The 17,342-nt window shown below is 52.1% G+C and carries 11 protein-coding genes and 1 tRNA gene; 1 reads left to right on the top strand and 11 read right to left on the bottom strand.

From position 1 onward, the window contains the following. Positions 1 to 31 precede the first annotated feature (31 nt). The 7 genes from HRQ63_RS15380 to HRQ63_RS15410 are packed head-to-tail and all read right to left on the bottom strand — an operon-like array spanning position 32 to position 11,225. Positions 32 to 415 carry a hypothetical protein gene (locus HRQ63_RS15380; RefSeq protein ID WP_172245312.1) on the bottom strand — a complete coding sequence of 128 codons (384 nt, stop codon included), beginning with the start codon at positions 413 to 415 and terminating at the stop codon, positions 32 to 34. A 26-nt stretch (positions 416 to 441) separates the two neighbouring features. After that, positions 442 to 2,235 carry a hypothetical protein gene (locus tag HRQ63_RS15385; RefSeq protein WP_172245314.1) on the bottom strand — a complete coding sequence of 598 codons (1,794 nt, stop codon included), beginning with the start codon at positions 2,233 to 2,235 and terminating at the stop codon, positions 442 to 444. Between the two features lie 55 nt (positions 2,236 to 2,290). After that, positions 2,291 to 2,905, bottom strand: a complete 615-nt coding sequence (locus HRQ63_RS15390) for a hypothetical protein (RefSeq protein ID WP_172245316.1) — start codon at positions 2,903 to 2,905, stop codon at positions 2,291 to 2,293. Positions 2,906 to 2,950: 45 nt separating this feature from the next. Then, positions 2,951 to 6,487, bottom strand: coding sequence for a DUF4132 domain-containing protein (locus HRQ63_RS15395; protein WP_172245318.1), 3,537 nt, complete (start codon positions 6,485 to 6,487; stop codon positions 2,951 to 2,953). A 24-nt stretch (positions 6,488 to 6,511) separates the two neighbouring features. Continuing rightward, positions 6,512 to 7,654 carry a VWA domain-containing protein gene (locus tag HRQ63_RS15400; RefSeq protein ID WP_172245320.1) on the bottom strand — a complete coding sequence of 381 codons (1,143 nt, stop codon included), beginning with the start codon at positions 7,652 to 7,654 and terminating at the stop codon, positions 6,512 to 6,514. Next, positions 7,639 to 10,137 (bottom strand): DUF5682 family protein, encoded by a 2,499-nt coding sequence (locus HRQ63_RS15405; protein WP_229714216.1) that lies wholly within the window; start codon positions 10,135 to 10,137, stop codon positions 7,639 to 7,641. Before HRQ63_RS15405 ends, HRQ63_RS15400 begins: the two co-directional genes overlap by 16 nt. Next, positions 10,125 to 11,225 carry an ATP-binding protein gene (locus HRQ63_RS15410; RefSeq protein ID WP_229714252.1) on the bottom strand — a complete coding sequence of 367 codons (1,101 nt, stop codon included), beginning with the start codon at positions 11,223 to 11,225 and terminating at the stop codon, positions 10,125 to 10,127. The genes HRQ63_RS15405 and HRQ63_RS15410 overlap by 13 nt, the downstream gene beginning before the upstream one ends. A 384-nt stretch (positions 11,226 to 11,609) precedes the next feature. Between HRQ63_RS15410 and HRQ63_RS15415 the strand changes: the two genes are divergently transcribed. Continuing rightward, a complete protein-coding gene (locus HRQ63_RS15415; RefSeq protein ID WP_172245324.1) occupies positions 11,610 to 11,864 on the top strand; it encodes a hypothetical protein in 255 nt (84 codons plus the stop codon). 83 nt (positions 11,865 to 11,947) lie between these two features. Here HRQ63_RS15415 and HRQ63_RS26280 read toward each other — a convergent pair whose 3' ends face one another. From HRQ63_RS26280 to HRQ63_RS15435, 4 genes are all read right to left on the bottom strand, one after another. Then, on the bottom strand, positions 11,948 to 13,564 hold the full coding sequence (locus HRQ63_RS26280) for a sensor domain-containing diguanylate cyclase (protein WP_172245326.1): 1,617 nt from the start codon (positions 13,562 to 13,564) through the stop codon (positions 11,948 to 11,950). Between the two features lie 458 nt (positions 13,565 to 14,022). Continuing rightward, positions 14,023 to 14,094 (bottom strand) — tRNA-Thr (locus HRQ63_RS15425). Between the two features lie 247 nt (positions 14,095 to 14,341). Beyond that, positions 14,342 to 15,205 carry a restriction endonuclease gene (locus tag HRQ63_RS15430; RefSeq protein ID WP_172245328.1) on the bottom strand — a complete coding sequence of 288 codons (864 nt, stop codon included), beginning with the start codon at positions 15,203 to 15,205 and terminating at the stop codon, positions 14,342 to 14,344. Between the two features lie 478 nt (positions 15,206 to 15,683). Further along, complete coding sequence (locus HRQ63_RS15435; protein ID WP_172245330.1) at positions 15,684 to 17,342, bottom strand: ADP-ribosylglycohydrolase family protein; 1,659 nt, start codon at positions 17,340 to 17,342, stop codon at positions 15,684 to 15,686.

The following is a 17,342-nucleotide window of genomic DNA, read 5'->3' on the forward strand; positions in this document are numbered from 1 at the left end:
AGCGAGTTTCAAAGCCGCGCGGCTGCTTAAATCAAGCGTCTGCTTGCTCTTCCGCAGAAGCAGCTTCGGCCGCCTCATCGGCATCCGCGGACTCGCTCGATCCGCCAACGCTTTGTCTAGCCAACTCTGTATAACTGCATAACCGAAAAAATAAACCCGCGACCTTCGACGCTTCGGCCCGTTCCATATCCGAAGCGGCAAGCCGGCTCTGTTCGCCGGATCGCCCCAGTTTGCGCAGCAAATCCTCCAACAGTTCCATGCCCAACCTTTGCGCTTCATCCGCTAACGCTTCCAGTCGCTTGGCGTCTTCCACGGCAAACTGGCTCGTTCCGCGCAGCAGCAGATCCTCCGTCCAATCTTCCACTCGGCTGAGCAGACGATCTAATTCGATACCGCCTGCGCTATTCCTGTTCATGCGCTATTCCTCCGTTTCGACCCGCCCTATACGTCCAGCTTCAAATTCAACTGCCGGTTTCCTTGAAGGAAGCTGATCGGATACACGCCGTCTTCGCTGATCGAGGCAAAAATATGGAACTCGTCCCCGTTAGGCAATCCCCGTCCCGATTCCAAGCGAGTGATCGCCGCGCTCCAATCCGCGTGATACGGCAGGATCAGTTCCAATCGGTCGCCTGCGGCATCCGCAACCGTAAACTTGAGAGCTTGCGCGACTCGATCGTAGATCGAACCCACGATTCCTGCCGCCCTCAGCAGCTTGAATCGCCGCGGAAGCCCTCCGAACAATCCCACTTGAACCGGCTCCGATGCCAGTTCCGCAAAGGAAGATGCTCGCAGATTCCCGAAATCGAACGACTCTGCCGCAGGCCGCTCCGTCAGGGTCAGCACAGGTGAACCTCCGGAGGATAACCGTCCTTCGCCGCTCACTTTCACGGCGCGGAAAGACAGCATCGAGCTGCTGGCTTCTTTCATCGACAGATCGGGCTTCCACGGCGAACGCTCGCGATAATGACGAGAGAAGTCGAACTCGGAACCCTCGTAATAAGCGGGCCGAGCCTGACTGTAGGTGTACAGTCCGCCGTCTTCGCCGCAGTAGAAATAATACGTGATGCCCCGGTACCCTGAACGCGTCTCCCACGGTTCGGCTCCCAGCGCATAAAGGTCAAGCCTCGGCACCGTATAGTATTTGCCCCGAAAGCGTCCTGCCAATTGCGCCCGGCGCGCCGGCCCGATTTCGCTCTCCAGCGCATCCAGCATCAGGCTCACGCGAGAAAGGCGACTCAATAGAACCCGCGCAGAGAACCGAACATGACGTGCGAAAAACAGCTCCAGCTCCCCATGAATTCCGCGCGCTTCGCGCTCCAGATTCGGCAGTCCGCTGCTGCGGGCCGCGATCGCGAGAAGCTCGAAACGATCGGCGAAGCTATGCGGCAAACGAGCAAGGCCGTTGCGCAGCAGCTCGCCGATGCTGTCGCGGAATTCGCCTAACGTTTCCGGCGGGAACTCGACCTTGGACAACTTTGCCGCTAACGCGTCGCTATCGTTCAACCCTTTGCCTGCCCGGTAACGAAGCAGCGCTTCAAGCTTGTACATCTCGCCGTCCGTACCCGAAACCGCGCATAAAGCACGGGCAATCTCCGGTGTATCGGTAAAAGCGACCTCCACGCCGGAACGCTTCATCTGCACGACCAGCAACGAGCCTTCGCGCACCTCCAGTTCTTCCACATACCTCAACCGAAACGCGGCCTCTTCCACTCTTGAAGGCGAAAAAGGCGAGACGAGCTCACTGATCTCCCGCTCCGTCAGCCAACCGAAATCCAAGACCGGCGACTCCGCCTCTACGGATCGGTCTGCCGCAGCATCCAACCCAAAAGTTTCCGATTCTTGATCACTTCCGGAATCGGCCGGCGCTCCATCGTTAGCTGCGCTCGATTCCCCATGCTTCGCATCGGCGTCTTGCTCGTTCTCTGAGGATAATCCATCCCCGCTGCCCGCAAAGCGCCGGTAATCCAAAATCCCGATCAGCACATGCTTGCAGATTTTATCGGATGGACAGCTGCAAGCAAACGACTCGATGGAATCGGTCAGCTTGCAAATCGTGTCGTCGCTTAGCGTGCAGATCACTTCGTTTTCGGTAAAGTCATACTGAACCGAAACGCCTTTTTCCATCTCCTTAAGCGCACGGTTGTACAAGCCTTTATTGGCATACCGAATCAAATAATCTTCGGTGCCGAGTGCGACCAGTCTTGCAAACCGTGCCCGCATATCGCTTCCGCTCATTCCCGTTCACCTCCGCCCCGAGCCTGACGATCGTGCTTGATGATGCAGTTTGAACTCATGGCGTATCCGACTCTTCGTCCAAATAGTTCTCCAGATACGCCGCTAGCGCCGCATCGTCTTGAAGTTCAAGGTGTATGCCCCAGTTCCAATCGGCCAACGCAAGCGGTGCAAGGCCGGCCAGCGCACGCAGCAGCTTGAGGGTCCATTCATACCGATCGCGATCCTCGAACTCCAGCGTCAGCCAGGCTTTATATAAAATGCCGTCCTTATGCTCGCAAAAAAGCGCGGTCTCTTCGTTCGGTCCGAAAGCTTGAATCCGAGGACATTCCACGCGGTACGAAGAACCATAGCCCGTCGACACGATATCGTACGGCTGCGCGAACGAAGATACTGCCGCCTTGATGTCCGCAATGCGGATGCCAAGCCCGGTCAGGCCGTCCGCGTCGCCTTTTCGCACATACAGATCGGTGTACCCGGCTTCCGTACGATGCTTTTCCGAAAATCTGGCGATATGGCCCATCTCTTCTTCCGCCTCGTCTTGTTGTCCCGGCAGAACCAGCTCCAACATGCAGTAATCGTCCTCATGGAAAAACAACTTTCTTACGCCTGAATCGGCAGAAAGGGAGGCTTGCGCCGCCCCGTTCTCCGAATCGCATTCATGCCTTGTCATGCTTGCAGCCTGCCTCTCTTCTGCTCTTTTCGCCCCATGCCGGGATTACTGTCCGGTCGCGCGCAGAATATCGTAGACCGTCTCGCTGAATACGCGGTTCGGTACGTTTTTCATCAGATGGCCGCTTGCGGAGGTATAGTAATAGTCGTCGCCTTTGTTGTTGAAAAACTCAAGCTCTTCCAGCGAGACGTCCTCCATGCCTTCGTAGTACGCGATGCTCGTGCCGCTGAAGTTCAGGCGCGCCATCAGTTTGCCGTATGACTTGAACAATTCGTTGTAGAATCCGCCGTCCTGCGCACGTCCTTTGACCCATCCGTATTTTTCCAGCGCTTTCGGGAAACCTGTCGGCGAATATTCGCCTTCCGGCAGACGGCTGTAGGTGCGGCGCTCCAAATCATCCTCTTCCGGCAAATAGACCGGGCGATTCAACTGGATGAACGGCTGCACGATCTCGTAGTCTTCCAGCTGCGTTTTCCAAGCGCTAAGCGTCTCGGCGTCGAGTTCCAGCGGGTGCACCAGACCGATCTTCGCCGTCTCCGCCAATTCGTATTCGTCCTCGTCCACCGTATTGAACGTGCCGTCTTCCATATAACGGAACGTGTCTGCGATCGTCGTTTCTTCGCTGCCGATTTTGTAGACGCCCCAGATCAGACCCACCGCGAAGCGGCGCATGACTACATTGTTCACGAATAAATCCGTCCACTCCGACGCCGTCCACAAACGCTGCTTGGAGAGAGACTCTTCCAGACGCTGCGCCTGGATGCCGACCATCGTTTTGAGGTCTTTTTTGAGCTGGGCAAACCGGGATTTGGATTGTGCGGCAAGCGCCGCATCGTCTTTTTGTCCCGGCGCGGGCAAGCTCTTGACCGCTTTGCCCGTCTCGTCGTTCACGGCGGACAGTTGAAGATCGGCACTGACTTTGACGGTGAACGAACGTTCTCCGTAACTCAGCGCAAGCTCGCCTTTCTCGTCAAAACCAAGCGTCGTGATCAGTCGGTCGGCGAGTTGATCCTTGGTCAGGCCTTGATTCTCGGCGGCCAGTTGCAGCGCTTCTTCGGCCGCTCCCTTGACCTGACGGTTCTTGATCGCTCGTCCCAACCGGTCGATCGTCATCAGCGCCGCCGTATCGTTCATGAAAGCCAGAGCGCGTACCGCATCAGCGGCAATCGCGCCGCGGCTGCTTTCCGCCCAGTCTTTGATCTGACGGCCGAGCAGATCGATCACGTCGCGGCCGCCGAAACGAGCCGCAAGGGGCAGTACCCACTTTTCTTTGGCCGGAGCCTGAGCGTCGATCCATATACGCAGAACCTCGATCGTCAACGCGGCAAGCGACGCATGATCCGCATACTCGGCGACCTCGTCCAGACGAGGATTCGGCTCGGACGCGAAATCAACGGATTCCGTCAGCACGTAAGACTTGATTCCGTCAGCCAGCTTATGTCCGTCTTTCCCGCGAAGCTCAGGCAGCCGATCGAGCGACAACCAAGATAGGCGGGCCAGCTTTTTGGCATCGGCGTGTTCGGCCAGCGCGGCATGCGCATATTCGGCAGGCTTGCCCAGCGTATCGGACAAAGCCTGCAAACGAGCTTTCAACGCCGCGGACTTTTCTTTTTTCAACAGCTGCTCATAAGCTTCGCCTTCTCCCTCGATTCCGCGCAGCAGGTCGATCACGACTTCGCGAACGCCGGCTTTTTTCTCGGCCAGATACAGCTTCACGTACAGATCCTTGTCCGGACGGCGAATAAGCTCGGCACGCGCAATCTCGCGGGAACGTTTGGACGAATCGCCAAGGCCCATGCGCAGCGCTTGAATCAGCAGCTCCCCGTTCTCTTCTTCGCTGACCGACAGAGCCGTCTCCAGGACCGTCTGCCGCACTTCGCCTTGCAGATCATTATAGAAGTCCAGGCTGGCCGGCAGACGGTGCCGGATAATGCTCCGCAGTTCTTCCTCCGGAACGCGGGCATAATAATACTGGTTCAGTCCGTTCAGCAGCAGCAAACGAAGCAGCAGGCGTTCGCCGTCGACATCCGGATCCGCCTCAACCCGCGCCAGCAGCTTCTCGCCGTTGAACATCGGAGACTGATACAGATACGACAGGAAAGACGCCGTCCCGATCTCGGGATGTCCGGCAACTTTGACGAATTTGGCGTACAACTCCGAGTCTTCAGGCAGGAAAGTGACCGCAATCAGCAGATTGCGGCGTCGCGTGTCGTTGCCCCTGACGTCGTCCCAGGCATGGGAAGGCTTGTGCTTGGCGTACGTTTCGAACGAAAGCTCTCCGGCCAAATATTTCGCCAGGCTTTGACCGAGAATATTGCCGTGAAGCTTGTCGGCCAACGCTTCAAGCACCAACTTCTCGATGCCGCCTTCGCTCTCCGGTGCGGCTCCTTCATCCAGTAACACGCGGTATACGTAAGCTTTGAGCATCGGACGGCGCAGGATGGAGAAGAGATACCGGGCACGCTCGGCGTCTTTGACCAGTTCGGCACGCAGCATATTCCAAGCCGGCATATAGCTGTCGATCTCCCGTGCGAGCGTGGCGATCAAGGCGAACGGTTCATCGGTACGGACGACGCCGTCCAGTACGAGATCCGGGTCCTTGCCCGTATTTTCCATCAACAGCAGCTCGGCACGCATCTCCAGCGGAAGAATCTCATGCACGTCGCGCACCAGATCCAGCACGGCCGAATCAAGCTCCGACGACGATTTCAGCAGCCCTTCTTTGCCGCCGTTAAGCAGCAGCATGTAATAAAAGGCCATGCGCAGCTGCGTTAATACGGCATTTTGCTGCTCCCGGCGAAGCTGCTCGTTCGGATCGAGCGTCGAATCCGGGAATAGGCGCGCTCTCAGCGCTGATCGTCTGGCTTCCACAAAATCGGGCGCAAGATCAAGCTGCGTCAGCGTGTCCTTGAGCGGAAGCTGACGGATCGCCAGAGGTTCAATCGCCTTGAGCAGATATTTGCGCAGACGTTCGGCATCACCGGCAAGCAGAGCTTGGATCGAATGAGGCAGCTTCAGGATCATTTCGTCCGCAAATGCCGAATCAATCTGCGCATACAGCTTCAGCAGCACCAGCGTGTCCGCACTCGTCTCCAGCGGCGATACCGATTTGCCGTTCTGTTGCATGGAGCCGATTCGGGAACGGAACATTTTCTCGACATGCTCGGCTCCCACGTACGTATGCATCAAGCGAAGACGTTGAAGCGACTTTTCCATCCGGTCTTCCACATCGTGGATTTGGCGCGCGCCCAAGTTGATGCCGACCAACAATTCGTCCGTGCAAGCCCGGTACAGCGCATTTTCCTGATACCCGTATCCGCCGTTGCCCATCGTGCGCAGCAGAACCGCCGCGGCCCGGAAAAAGACTTCTCCTTTTTCGCTCCGACCCAGCTTTTCCAGCGCGTCGATCGTACGATACAGATACCGATTGGAACCTGTGAGCATGTCCGGAAACTCTTCCGACACTCCCGTTACATAATCGATAATCGAATCTTTGCGATCTACCGCGAGCGAATAATCGTCCGAGCAGGCTTTGGCGAATTTCTCGATCAAGGGATCAACCGTATGGTTTTGCAAACTCATGGGTAAGCCTCCTAAAAATAAAGTTTAGTTAACGATACGCCCGATCCATTCGGCGAGAGCGTCCGGCGTCAGCGCCGCGACCTCCGCTCCCATATCCGCAAACGTGCGCGCCGCATGTTCGTCGTACATCGCGTGGCCTTCAAAATCGAGCGCGGTCAGCACCAGCAGACGGGAACCCGCGTCCAGAATATCTTTTCCCGCGCGGTACATCCGGGAAACGGGATAGCCTTCTACCAGATCGCTCACGAGAATAAACAAGGTGCGCCCCGGGTTTTCGATCAGCGTCTCGCCGTAGCGCAGCGCTTTGGCGATATGCGTGCCTCCGCCGAGCTGCACGCTCATCAGCACGTCGACCGGATCTTCCAGTCTTCCGCTCAAATCGACGACTTGAGTATCGAAAACGAACAGGCTGGTCTTGAGCGAATTCAACCGGTAAAAGATGCTGGCCATTACCGAGCTGTAAATGACCGAATCCAGCATGCTTCCGCTTTCGTCCACCGCGATGATGACATGCCATTTGTTGTAAGGCTGAACGCGTCCGTCGAAATAAAGCCGATCCACGACGAAACGCCGGTTCTCGCGATCATAGTTTTTCAAATTGCGGGAAATGGTCTTCTTCATGTTGAGATTGCGCAGCGTGCGAACATGTCCGGATGTATAACGGTTACGTTTGCCGACAATGCTCGCTCTGGCGTCGGACTCCAGCTTGCGCCGCAGATCCTCGACGACCCGGCGCACAATCTCTTTGGCGCTCGCGACCACTTCGCCTTTCATTCGTCCTTTGAACTGCAAAATATTTTTCAGCAGGTTCATGTTCGGCTCCAGCGATTCGAGCACGGCTTTATCGGTCAGCAGCTCGCTCAAGCCGTAACGGTCCAGCGCCTGCTTTTCCAAAATTTCGACCGTTTCTTTTGGGAAAAGTTCGCGCACCTTGCCCAGCCAGCCCGGAACGGTGAGATTGGAGCCTCCGCGGCCCGCCTGCTTGCGCCGATACCCCTGTTCTTCGCCGTATTCGCGGTCATACAGATAATCGAGCAGCTCGTCCAGCTCCCGGTAAGCGAAGCTTTCCGCGGCGTAGCTCTCCGTCTCGCCGAGCGCCTCGTCCGCCGCAGGACCGAGCAGCAACCGCCAACGGTTCAGCGTCTCGGCGCTCATTCCGGTTTCCATGATTCAAACTCCTCCCGTATCGCCCGATCCAGCTCCCGCGCCGTACGCAGCGTACGCTCATCGACGGCGGGACTCTCCAAGCTTGACGCCGGAATGCCGTGCAACCCGGCAACTTTCGCCGCGATGCGCGACGTCTCTGGCGGCGTGAAAAAGGTAAAGGCCAACCGCAGCTCCGGCAGCATGCGCAGAAACTCTTCATGCGGCAGACGTTCCAGCAGCGCGCTAAGATCGGCGATCAATGTGTCGTCTTGCATCAGCGCATCCCGCGCCAATGCGAACACGCCCTGCAAATACTCGGCGCTTTTGACCGCCTGGTCCGGCGAACCCTGCATATAAGCGCGTGCCCGATTCGAGATTTCGCTTCGTTCCCGCTCGCCGAGGCGGACAAGAACGGCAGCGACCGCTCCTTCCAGCCGCGGAGCCAGATCGGATACCGCCAACAGCTCGTTCAAACGGTCCCGGAAGTTCTCGTCGGCTGCCGATGCGCCTTCGACATTGCCGATGCGCCCGACGGCGTGCATATAAAGCAGCTTCAGCCCTTCCACCGCCTGCGGCTGCTCGTCGGGATTCAGACCGTTCAGTCCGGCCAATCGCGATACGGAGGCCGCATAAGCTTCGTTCGCCAGTCGGCGAAGCCTCGCTTCGTCCGCTACGCCCAGTAATCTGCGGTGCGAGCGAATACGGTCCAGATTGTCGAGCGTATCGCACAGCGACAGGAAGCTGCCGTCTTGACGCAAAGCGGATTCGAGCCGTTCGAACAACCGCGACGACAGCTTTTCCAGCCCCATGACCAGCGCCCGCAGCAGCCGTAAGGCGACCTCGCCGCTATGATGCTCCGGAATGTTGTCCAGCTCTTCGACGATCCGGGCTTCGGCTGCTTCCGCAACCGTTCCGCCGTAGATCGAATTTTCGATCAAACGCGCTTCGGTTCGCGAAGAATACGAATAGCTCCAAGTCTCCCGCACAAGGTTCATGTCGCGCCGCGCGATCCAATCCGGCCCGGATTCGCGCTTGGCGAATTCCGAACCGAGAAACTCGGCGCAATGCAGCAGCCGGCTCGCTTCGCGATGCGCGGGCTTGGCGTAAAGCTCGAGCGTCCGGCGATGCCGGCCTGTCGATTGCACGTTCAGGCGGCAGGCCGCGGCACGCTTTTTGAAGTCCTCCACGATCGGCACCGCGAACTCGTTCGGCGCGACTTCCCCGATTCGGTCGCCGGTCATCAAACCGAGCAACTTTTCCAGCGGGCGATCCGAAGCCAGCGTACGTTCGCCTTTGATAAACGAAGCCGTTACCGCATCGATCAGCTCATAGGCGCCGCCCTGGCTTTTATTCCGAAGCGCCGCCAAACCCTGCATCATGCCGTAAGCTTCGATGCCGTCCGCGGTCGATACCGCTTCGGATTCTCCCCGAAGCTCTTTGCCCAATAGGGACAGAAGCTCCAGTCCCGTCCGGTCGTAAGGCTTGGTCTCCCCTTTGGCGATCAACTCCCAGGTTCGGTCATAGTACCCGACATGCGGCATGCCGCTGGCGTAACCGTTCAATCGATCGGCTTCTTCGAACGTGAACACCATCGGATACATTTGCTTGCGAATAACCTCAGCCTTTCGGGGGCTTGTTTGGGCGTCTCGATCTGTTCGGATCGTACGGACGTCTTCCGAAGCGCTTGCTTTGCCCCGAGCTGACGATTCCGGAACTTCCTCCGCTTCATCAACGATCAGCCCGTAAGTATGGAAGCCGCCGGTTACGACCAATATGCGCGAATACTCGGCGCGCGCTGCCTGGATATGCTCCCGCATCCGGAGTTCCCGCTCCAGATCGCCTTCCGACGCTAACCGTTCAGACGAATAAGTCATGCGCGATAACGTGCAGTACGCGAACACGCTTCGGACAAACTCGCGGGTATCCCGGTTCAAGCCCCCGACCTCGAAAGCCCGCTCCCACAATTCGTCGAAGCTGCGCGCGCGGCTGGTTCGGCACAGCCGACCGATAAAGTCCGAATTGGCCAGCAATGCTTCGTCTTGAGCGGACGCTTTGCCCCCCTCTTCCGTCGTTTCCCGCCGTCCGCGGTAATCCAGATCGATAAACCGCGCAGGTATGCCGCGTGCCGACGCTTCCCGAATCGCCGCGTATTCCGGCGAATAGTCCAACATCGGGAAATAGCAGGAGCCGCGCCCGTTCTCGTCTTCATACCCGTAATACAGACTGACCGGCGCCCGGGTAGCCGGATCGGCCAGTACGGGGATCAACGGATTTCCGCTTTCCGGCCCTTCGATCAGCACGATGTCCGGTTGATAAGCTTCAAACGTACGCAGCAGATGATACGAACAAGCCGGACTATGGTGCCGAATAGGGAAATGTACGACCGGGCCGCTCAGATCGAACACTTTTTCCGCAAATACGGCATTAAGCTTCGCCAGCTCTGCTTCCGTATCGGGAGGCAGCGCAAGCTCTTCGCTCTCCGCCGCTTGATTCAGCCGATCCATTTTTTCTCCTTGTAATACGCGTCCCATAGACTTTCCGTGCGTGCGCGTTCCTTGACGACTTTGGAGAAATAAGCTTTGAGCACGCTCAAATCTTTGGTGCTCTCCTTCGCGACGGTTCCGAGCATATTTTGCACCAGCCGCTCCATCGACAAACCGCCTTCCTCATAGTAGTAGGAAGTCATCGCGCTTTGGACGTAAACGGATACCGCTTCGGCCGTACTCATGACCGCCTGGGGAACCTCGATCTTATAGCCTTCGCGCGTGCGTCCGGTGCGCAGCTCGATGAAGGTGGTCGCCAGCAGTTCCACGACGCCCGGATCCACCTCGATATCCACGCCGCTGTGGCTGAGCAGGTTGGATGCTTGCGATTCGATGATCTTCGCTTCCATTTTGACGTTCTCGATCGGGCGGATGGTCTCGAAGTTGAAGCGCCGCTTGAGCGCGCTGCTCATCTCGTTGACCCCTTTGTCGCGAATATTCGCCGTCCCGATCACGTTGAAGCCCGGTTTTGCGAACAGCACGCCGTCCGCCAGCTCCGGAATGTTCATCACTTTATCGCTCATGATGCTGATCAGGCTGTCCTGCGCTTCCGAAGGACAGCGGGTGATTTCCTCGAAGCGGGTGATCAAGCCGTGCTTCATTCCCTGATACAGCGGAGACGGCACAAGCGCGGCTTCGGAAGGTCCTTTGTCCAGCAGCATGGCGTAGTTCCAGGAATACTTGATCGTATCTTCCGTCGTGCCTGCCGTGCCTTGAATCGTATTGGTGCTAGTGCCCGAGATCGCCGCCGACAGCAGCTCGCTCAGCATCGTTTTGGCCGTGCCCGGTTCGCCGACCAGCATGAGTCCGCGGTTGCCGGCCAGCGTCACGACCGCGCGCTCGATCAGAACGTCGTTGCCGTAAAACTTCCGTGTAATATGTATCTTTTCTCCATCCAGGTCAATAGGCTTCTCGCGTCCGATCAAAAAGTCTCGTACGGCAGCAGGAGACAGCTTCCAATTCGGCGGGCGTTTACCGAGCCCTTCTGCGGCCAACGCGGCCAATTCCCGCTCATGCAATACTTCCGCAGGCGGCTTGATCATCTCGATCGTCATGACGTTCCTCCTCAAAAAAACAGATCATACGTTCTCATTTTTCTTCGTATGTATTTTATCACATCTGACGGGGATATCGCGAGAACATTTGGCGGAAATGAGCGGGATGTCCTGTTCCGTTGCGAACTGCTGGGACATCTCATCCTCGTAACGACGGGTTTCCGGGACCAAAGTCGCTCTCTTTCGTTGCTTTTCCCGCGGATGCACGTCAATACGTCGAAACGCGAACTCAAGCTTCGTACGCCCCCAAAAAAGCGTCTTCATCTTTTTTTCAAAAAAACGAACTTTCTTTTCTTTCCGCGCGTATATGAAGCAAGGAGCGGAAGCGGATCGCTCGTTTCCTCTCTTAATTTTTTACCCACTAAAGGAGGCTACCGCATGACATTCTTCTGGATTTTATTGATTTTCGTCCCTGTCGTTTTGTTGATATCCGCCCTTAATCCCAACCGAAACAAATCGCGTTCGCGCAGAGGTTATCGCTCCGGCTTCACGCACGACTCGGGCAGCGGCTATTCCGGGGATTACGGCAATCATCACTCCTCGAATCATTGCAACGACTCCCATTCCTTTTCGCATGACGGCGGCAGCTGCGATTCCGGCGGCGGAGACGGCGGCGGAGGTGGCGGGGAATGAGCTTCGAAGACGGATATGCAGCAAAAAGAACGCGTTGATTCCCGCAGTCGGGAAACACGCGTTCTTTTTAAACGGCGAAAATTCTATACGACCACCCGATTGCGACCGCTCTCCTTCGCCCGATACAGCGCACGATCCGCCAGCTCGAACAAATCATCGATCCGCGTGGATTGCATCGGGCTGATCGCTCCCCCAATGGATAAGGTAACAGGGATGCGCAGCGCATTCTCGTGCGCGGCAACAGCCAGCCGAAGGCGTTCCGCCATCTCGTACGTTTCCGGCAAATTCCGTCCCGGAAGCAGAACGATAAACTCTTCGCCTCCGTAACGACCGCATAGATCCCGATTACCCACCGTTTCTTCCAGGGTACGCGCCACGCTCCGCAATACTTCATCGCCTGCCGAATGACCGTGACGATCGTTGACGGACTTGAAGCGATCGATATCGATCAACAGCAATGCAAACGGACGGTTGTCGCCTTCCATCTTTTCCAACACTTCGTCCAGCGCGCGTCGGTTCAAAAGTCCGGTCAGCGGATCTTTTAACGCGAAATCGTTCAGATCGCGGTTCTGCCGCTTCATCTCGCGCACGGTGCGCATGACGGCCCGATTCAGCAGATCCGCTTCGCGGTTCCAGTGGCGCCTGACGGAAGGCATGGCTTCGTCCTGCGGACGATCGGCTGCCCGAACCACGAAGTCGGCCAACGATACGAAAGGCGCCGCCAAGCGGCGTGCCAGGAACAACGCGGAAGCGGCCAAGATGAGAAAAGGCCCCAATACCACAAGCAGCGTTCCCCGCATTTGCTCCAATTGCTGCGCCGTAATGAGGCTGGTCGGCGTCTGCGCGACAATGCCCCAGCGCGTCGCCGGGACATAGGTGTAACCGACCAGGTACATGTCTCCTTGCGAATTTATGAGCTTCTGCTTTCCGCTTTCTCCGCGAAGCAAATGCATAACCGCAGGGTTATCGGCGACATCCTGACCCGTTCGACTTTTATCCGGATGGTAGGCCAGTTTTCCTTTCGCGTCGACGATGTAAGCATAAGATCCGCTCGCATCGATCTGATTTTCCCCGAACAATCCGCCCAGCACGTTAGGAGATTCCAAATGAAGCACGCCGCCGATGATGCCCAGATAAATGCCTTTTTCGGTAAAAATCGGTTCCGTAATCATGATCGCCACGCCGCCGTGAACATCCCGATAAGGCTGCGACTGAAACTGAAGCTTTGCGCCGAGGGCTTCGTTCATGACGGCCGCGTCGATATCCATCGCTTTGCCGCCCTGCTTGCCTCCTTCGTACGTCGCAATAAGTTTTCCGTCCGCCCCGGCCGCGAACACTTCGGCAAAATAACCTCCGCTATCATAGAGCAACCGCAGTTCGTCTTGCGTTCTGGTCGACGCGCGAAGCACCGCCATCTCGGCGAATTCGCCGGCGAAGGCGGACAAACTCTTGCCGATCGAGACAAACAATAAATTCATGGCATGTCCCACACGTTCCGACTCCCGGAAATTGGCTTCCAATGTCCGGTCTTCCAGCAGCCGTTGCTCCGAACGATACGAAGCAAACAGCGTAATGACAAGCGTCATCAAGAAGGTCAAAATGACGAGGCCGGAAAACAGCGCACGCAAACTGACCCTGCCTTTTGTTTTGAAAAGCCCGTCTTCATGCCCCTTTTTCCGATCGCCCGTCGCTGTTCTCACTGTGTCCCTCACCTTTTCGATCGATTGAAGTCTTGTTGCCGAGTTACTTTCTTTCTATATATTACGGCACAATTTGTCGATTATTTAGGGATTTTATCGAAGAAGTCAGAGGAAGGCGAGAGAAATCGTTGAATATGTATGTGATTTAAAAAGAAGAGAGGCTCAGCGCTGGTTTCCCGTCTGAGCCTCTTCCGTTCCTCAACCTAGGTTGTGGTTTGACCGTGTGGCGACGCCACATCTAAAAATTACCCGGAATGCAGATAATTATTCGGCATTTTTCGCATAAAAAAATAAATAAAATTAAAGCTGATTCTCATCGTTTCTTGATTCCATTCTTGATCCGGAAAGGCTGCTTTGATCGACTAAAGATTAGGCGGACGGTAGATGAATGGTAGACGAACCAAAAAAGACGCGAGTCCCAGTTTCCCGAAACCCGCGTCTTTCCTGCTTTCTTATGATGCTGATGAAGGGAATTGAACCCCCGACCTACGCATTACGAGTGCGTTGCTCTACCCCTGAGCTACATCAGCTCAAGAATGGCGCGCTACAGCCGTTCATGCGAGGACCAACGCTTTTCACGAAGCCCTACGTTAATTTCATTATACAATAATTCTTCAGTCGTATGTCTTAAATTTTAAGGTGAAATAAGTCGATAGTATCGCCGACCAGGTGTGCTTAGAGATTAAAACATGTTCTTAGGTCTTTTTCAGATTTAAACTAACCCCGTATTTTTACATAAGCTTAGGAATTCTTTTAGCTCGTTTATTTCCAGCTTAATTATTCATTCTCTTTCTTTTTAAGATTGTAGCCTTTATCAAATATATGCTCTTTATCACGACTGAGATTTTTCAATATATACCCTACTAAATCTGTAAGATCAACTGAAAAATCATTCTTATATGCTTTTCTGGTTAAAGTTATTACAAGCCCTTTCAGTTTCACATATTTGAAATTATCAAAGTTAGCTTCTAAAAAAGTTTCTTCTTTAAACATTTCTCTAACTTCTTTTTCTACAAACTCTTCTTGGAAAAGAGAATGATAGTTATTAATCAAATCAGCGAGTGAACATAATCTTTTAAAATGCTTATCTGCTAAAAAAATATTCTCAGTATTACCTGAGTAACTAATGTATTGATCTGAAGGAATCCCTTTTTTTTCACACTCTTGTTCTATCCACTCTTTATCTGCGATAGGTTTAAAGTCTTTCATTCCCGGAACATATGCTGTCATATGAAAAGATACAGTTTTGATAGAACCATCCCAAAAACTTTCTTCAGGCTCTGCAAGAGTATACAATTGTATACCATTTGAATCCGCTACTTCTTTAGCGCCTTTTTGATAGCCTGTTCGTGTTACAAATACACCTCTAGGTTGATTAGGAAGATCATTTAATACAGCAGAGAAAGCTAGCATTTGCCCTTTATTTATCTTAGACTTTTGATCTTTAGCTTGTATAATAGTAGAATATTTTATATCGTTAGCTAACTCGAATTCCCAATAAATATCAATTTGGTGAGTGGTCGTTTTTCCTTGTAAGGTAATGTTATGCTTGAGTTTTATATTCTCAACTTCATTTTGATTTAAGAATGCATTAAATATTTGCATAGTAAGGGTCTCATACGGTAAACCAGTGTTCTTCATACTCCTCCTCCTTCACTATATTTCTTAGGCTTCTTAACTATGCGTTAAATGTATTATACTTTAGACCAATTTTGTAGACTTCTTCAAGCTTTTTAGTTGTTTCTTTCTTTAGTCTACCAAAAATAATACCTTTATTTTCAAGTGTCATTATGGCTTAAAATTGTCTCCTGCTTATTGCTTCTTATCTTTTCACATTTTCGCTCACACGTAGGGGAGAGTAATTCCAAAATAATATTTAGTCCTAATTATTTCCAATCCATTCTTATATTTTCTAATATATATTCAAAACATAATTTTACATATATTTTAAAAAGAAAAATTTTCAAGATCGTTGGGTTTGTAGATTGCTCCAAATAATTACTATTTATATAAATAAATCACGTATCGTCTCTTATAACATAGTATATTTTTATAAGAGATAATATTTTTTAGGTTTAAATAATTAAAGCACTCTCTTATAAAAGAGAGTGCTTTACTTTTAACGATTTTTAATAATTATTTCAACAATTTTCAAGATATCATTCTCGCTTATACCTTTCTGAATGAACCGAGAACAAAATTCTGATATTTCTTTTTCATTTCCGGTTTTAATGCGGTTAAGCAACGGACTCTTTAGAATTTCTATAATTATTGAAATGAATTTTCTTGCATACATTTTGGATGGCATTATTAACAAAAGTCTTTCTAAATCTTCTATTGAGAATTGAACAGGACTTTCATGTTTCTCTTTTTTATCGATTAAAACTTCTTCTTTTGAAGCAATTGATGGCACTGGAATACTTCTATTAATTGATTCCACTACTTTTTGTTTGTTAATTGCTTTAAGATAAATAGTTTGTCCATCTGTTGTCTCAAACTTATAAGACTTTGCAATCACGTTTTTTACATTGGATTTATGATTAATAATCTTAACCAACTTAGCATCATTAAAGGGACCAATGTGTATTTTTTCATTAATATTTAGCTGAGGTAACTTTTCTTTTATACGCTTGTTGTCAGAAAACGACCATAATTTTGGTTTGGTATCAAGGTTTTCTTCCAGCTCAAGAGCATTTGAAAGCTCTCTTATGTAGTTAAAATCTTGTACTATCAACCAATCCGGCGTAATCCATTCTGTTCCATGAATTGCTCCAAACAAAGCACCTACCAATGACGCATTAGTATCTGCATCTGTATCTTTTAAAAACGAAATTTCAAGTAGACCCTTTAACGGATTGGAAGCATACTTTGAGGCCATGTAGATTGATACTAAAGCTGCTACAGTTCCTGCACCTCTTGTTTTCTTATCAAAACAAGACAACTTCGTAAGAGTCTCTCTCTCATTATCAAGAATCCCTCTTTTTAAAGAAATTCTAGCAATTTCTAAACCATCCATCAACTCTATTAAAGTTTGACTCCATAATATATCATATCTCGCGTTTGTAGAAACTTTAGCAGCATCTATCCAATCATTCATATTATTAAGAGTCGGTTGCTTCCCCCATTCGTTTTTAGTTTCAATTAGGTAATCAACTATCTCGCCATAACCTAATACATTATCTTTTTTCATCAAATAGTTCAGAGAGAAAGCATACATTATTGCACTTAGCAGTGCCCTTGGATGTCCATGAGTTGATATACCGTTTAAAAATACTTGACTAGCTATTTCTTCTATATTTTTTTTAGGCAACATCGCATGTGGAAGTATTCTCATTACCACCCCATTACCACCTGCATTGAAATAGTTCTTAACTTTTTCGATACCTTGCTTTTCAATGTTCCATGGTGTGCTTCCATTACTCCAAGTTTGAGCGGCTCTTTTAGTTGCCCCGCCACCACCTCTTTCATATAAAGGCCAAGAAGGCAATTCAACTCTTACAAAATGAGAAAACCAATTACTGTATCTAAGACTTCTAGCTGTAGAAAGTATCAATTGTGTATCATCACTGTACGATCCTTCTAAAATCTCCTCATTGTGCGAGTAGTATTGTCCCCCAGATTTTCTTGTCCAACGTTGAAACCCTAACTGTGGTTTAATAATGCTCTCTATTTTAGAGCCTCTGTCTTCTTGTGGCCAACCTAATGAATCTCCTACGGCAGCGCCAAGAAAACAACCGATTTTTTTGTCTATAAAATGTATTTTAGCTCGATCGGGCAT

The organism is Saccharibacillus endophyticus (assembly GCF_013185185.1).
Taxonomy (GTDB): Bacteria; Bacillota; Bacilli; order Paenibacillales; family Paenibacillaceae; genus Saccharibacillus; species Saccharibacillus endophyticus.

What these genes read in the sequence shown, in the direction of transcription:
- HRQ63_RS15405 (WP_229714216.1), bottom strand. Translation starts at nt 10,137, where the DNA reads ATGGATCGGCTGAATCAAGCGGCGGAGAGCGAAGAGCTTGCGCTGCCT.
- HRQ63_RS15380 (WP_172245312.1), bottom strand. Translation starts at nt 415, where the DNA reads ATGAACAGGAATAGCGCAGGCGGTATCGAATTAGATCGTCTGCTCAGC.
- HRQ63_RS15430 (WP_172245328.1), bottom strand. Translation starts at nt 15,205, where the DNA reads ATGAAGAACACTGGTTTACCGTATGAGACCCTTACTATGCAAATATTT.
- HRQ63_RS15385 (WP_172245314.1), bottom strand. Translation starts at nt 2,235, where the DNA reads ATGAGCGGAAGCGATATGCGGGCACGGTTTGCAAGACTGGTCGCACTC.
- HRQ63_RS15395 (WP_172245318.1), bottom strand. Translation starts at nt 6,487, where the DNA reads ATGAGTTTGCAAAACCATACGGTTGATCCCTTGATCGAGAAATTCGCC.
- HRQ63_RS15400 (WP_172245320.1), bottom strand. Translation starts at nt 7,654, where the DNA reads ATGGAAACCGGAATGAGCGCCGAGACGCTGAACCGTTGGCGGTTGCTG.
- HRQ63_RS15390 (WP_172245316.1), bottom strand. Translation starts at nt 2,905, where the DNA reads ATGACAAGGCATGAATGCGATTCGGAGAACGGGGCGGCGCAAGCCTCC.
- HRQ63_RS15435 (WP_172245330.1), bottom strand. Translation starts at nt 17,342, where the DNA reads ATGCCCGATCGAGCTAAAATACATTTTATAGACAAAAAAATCGGTTGT.
- HRQ63_RS15415 (WP_172245324.1), top strand. Translation starts at nt 11,610, where the DNA reads ATGACATTCTTCTGGATTTTATTGATTTTCGTCCCTGTCGTTTTGTTG.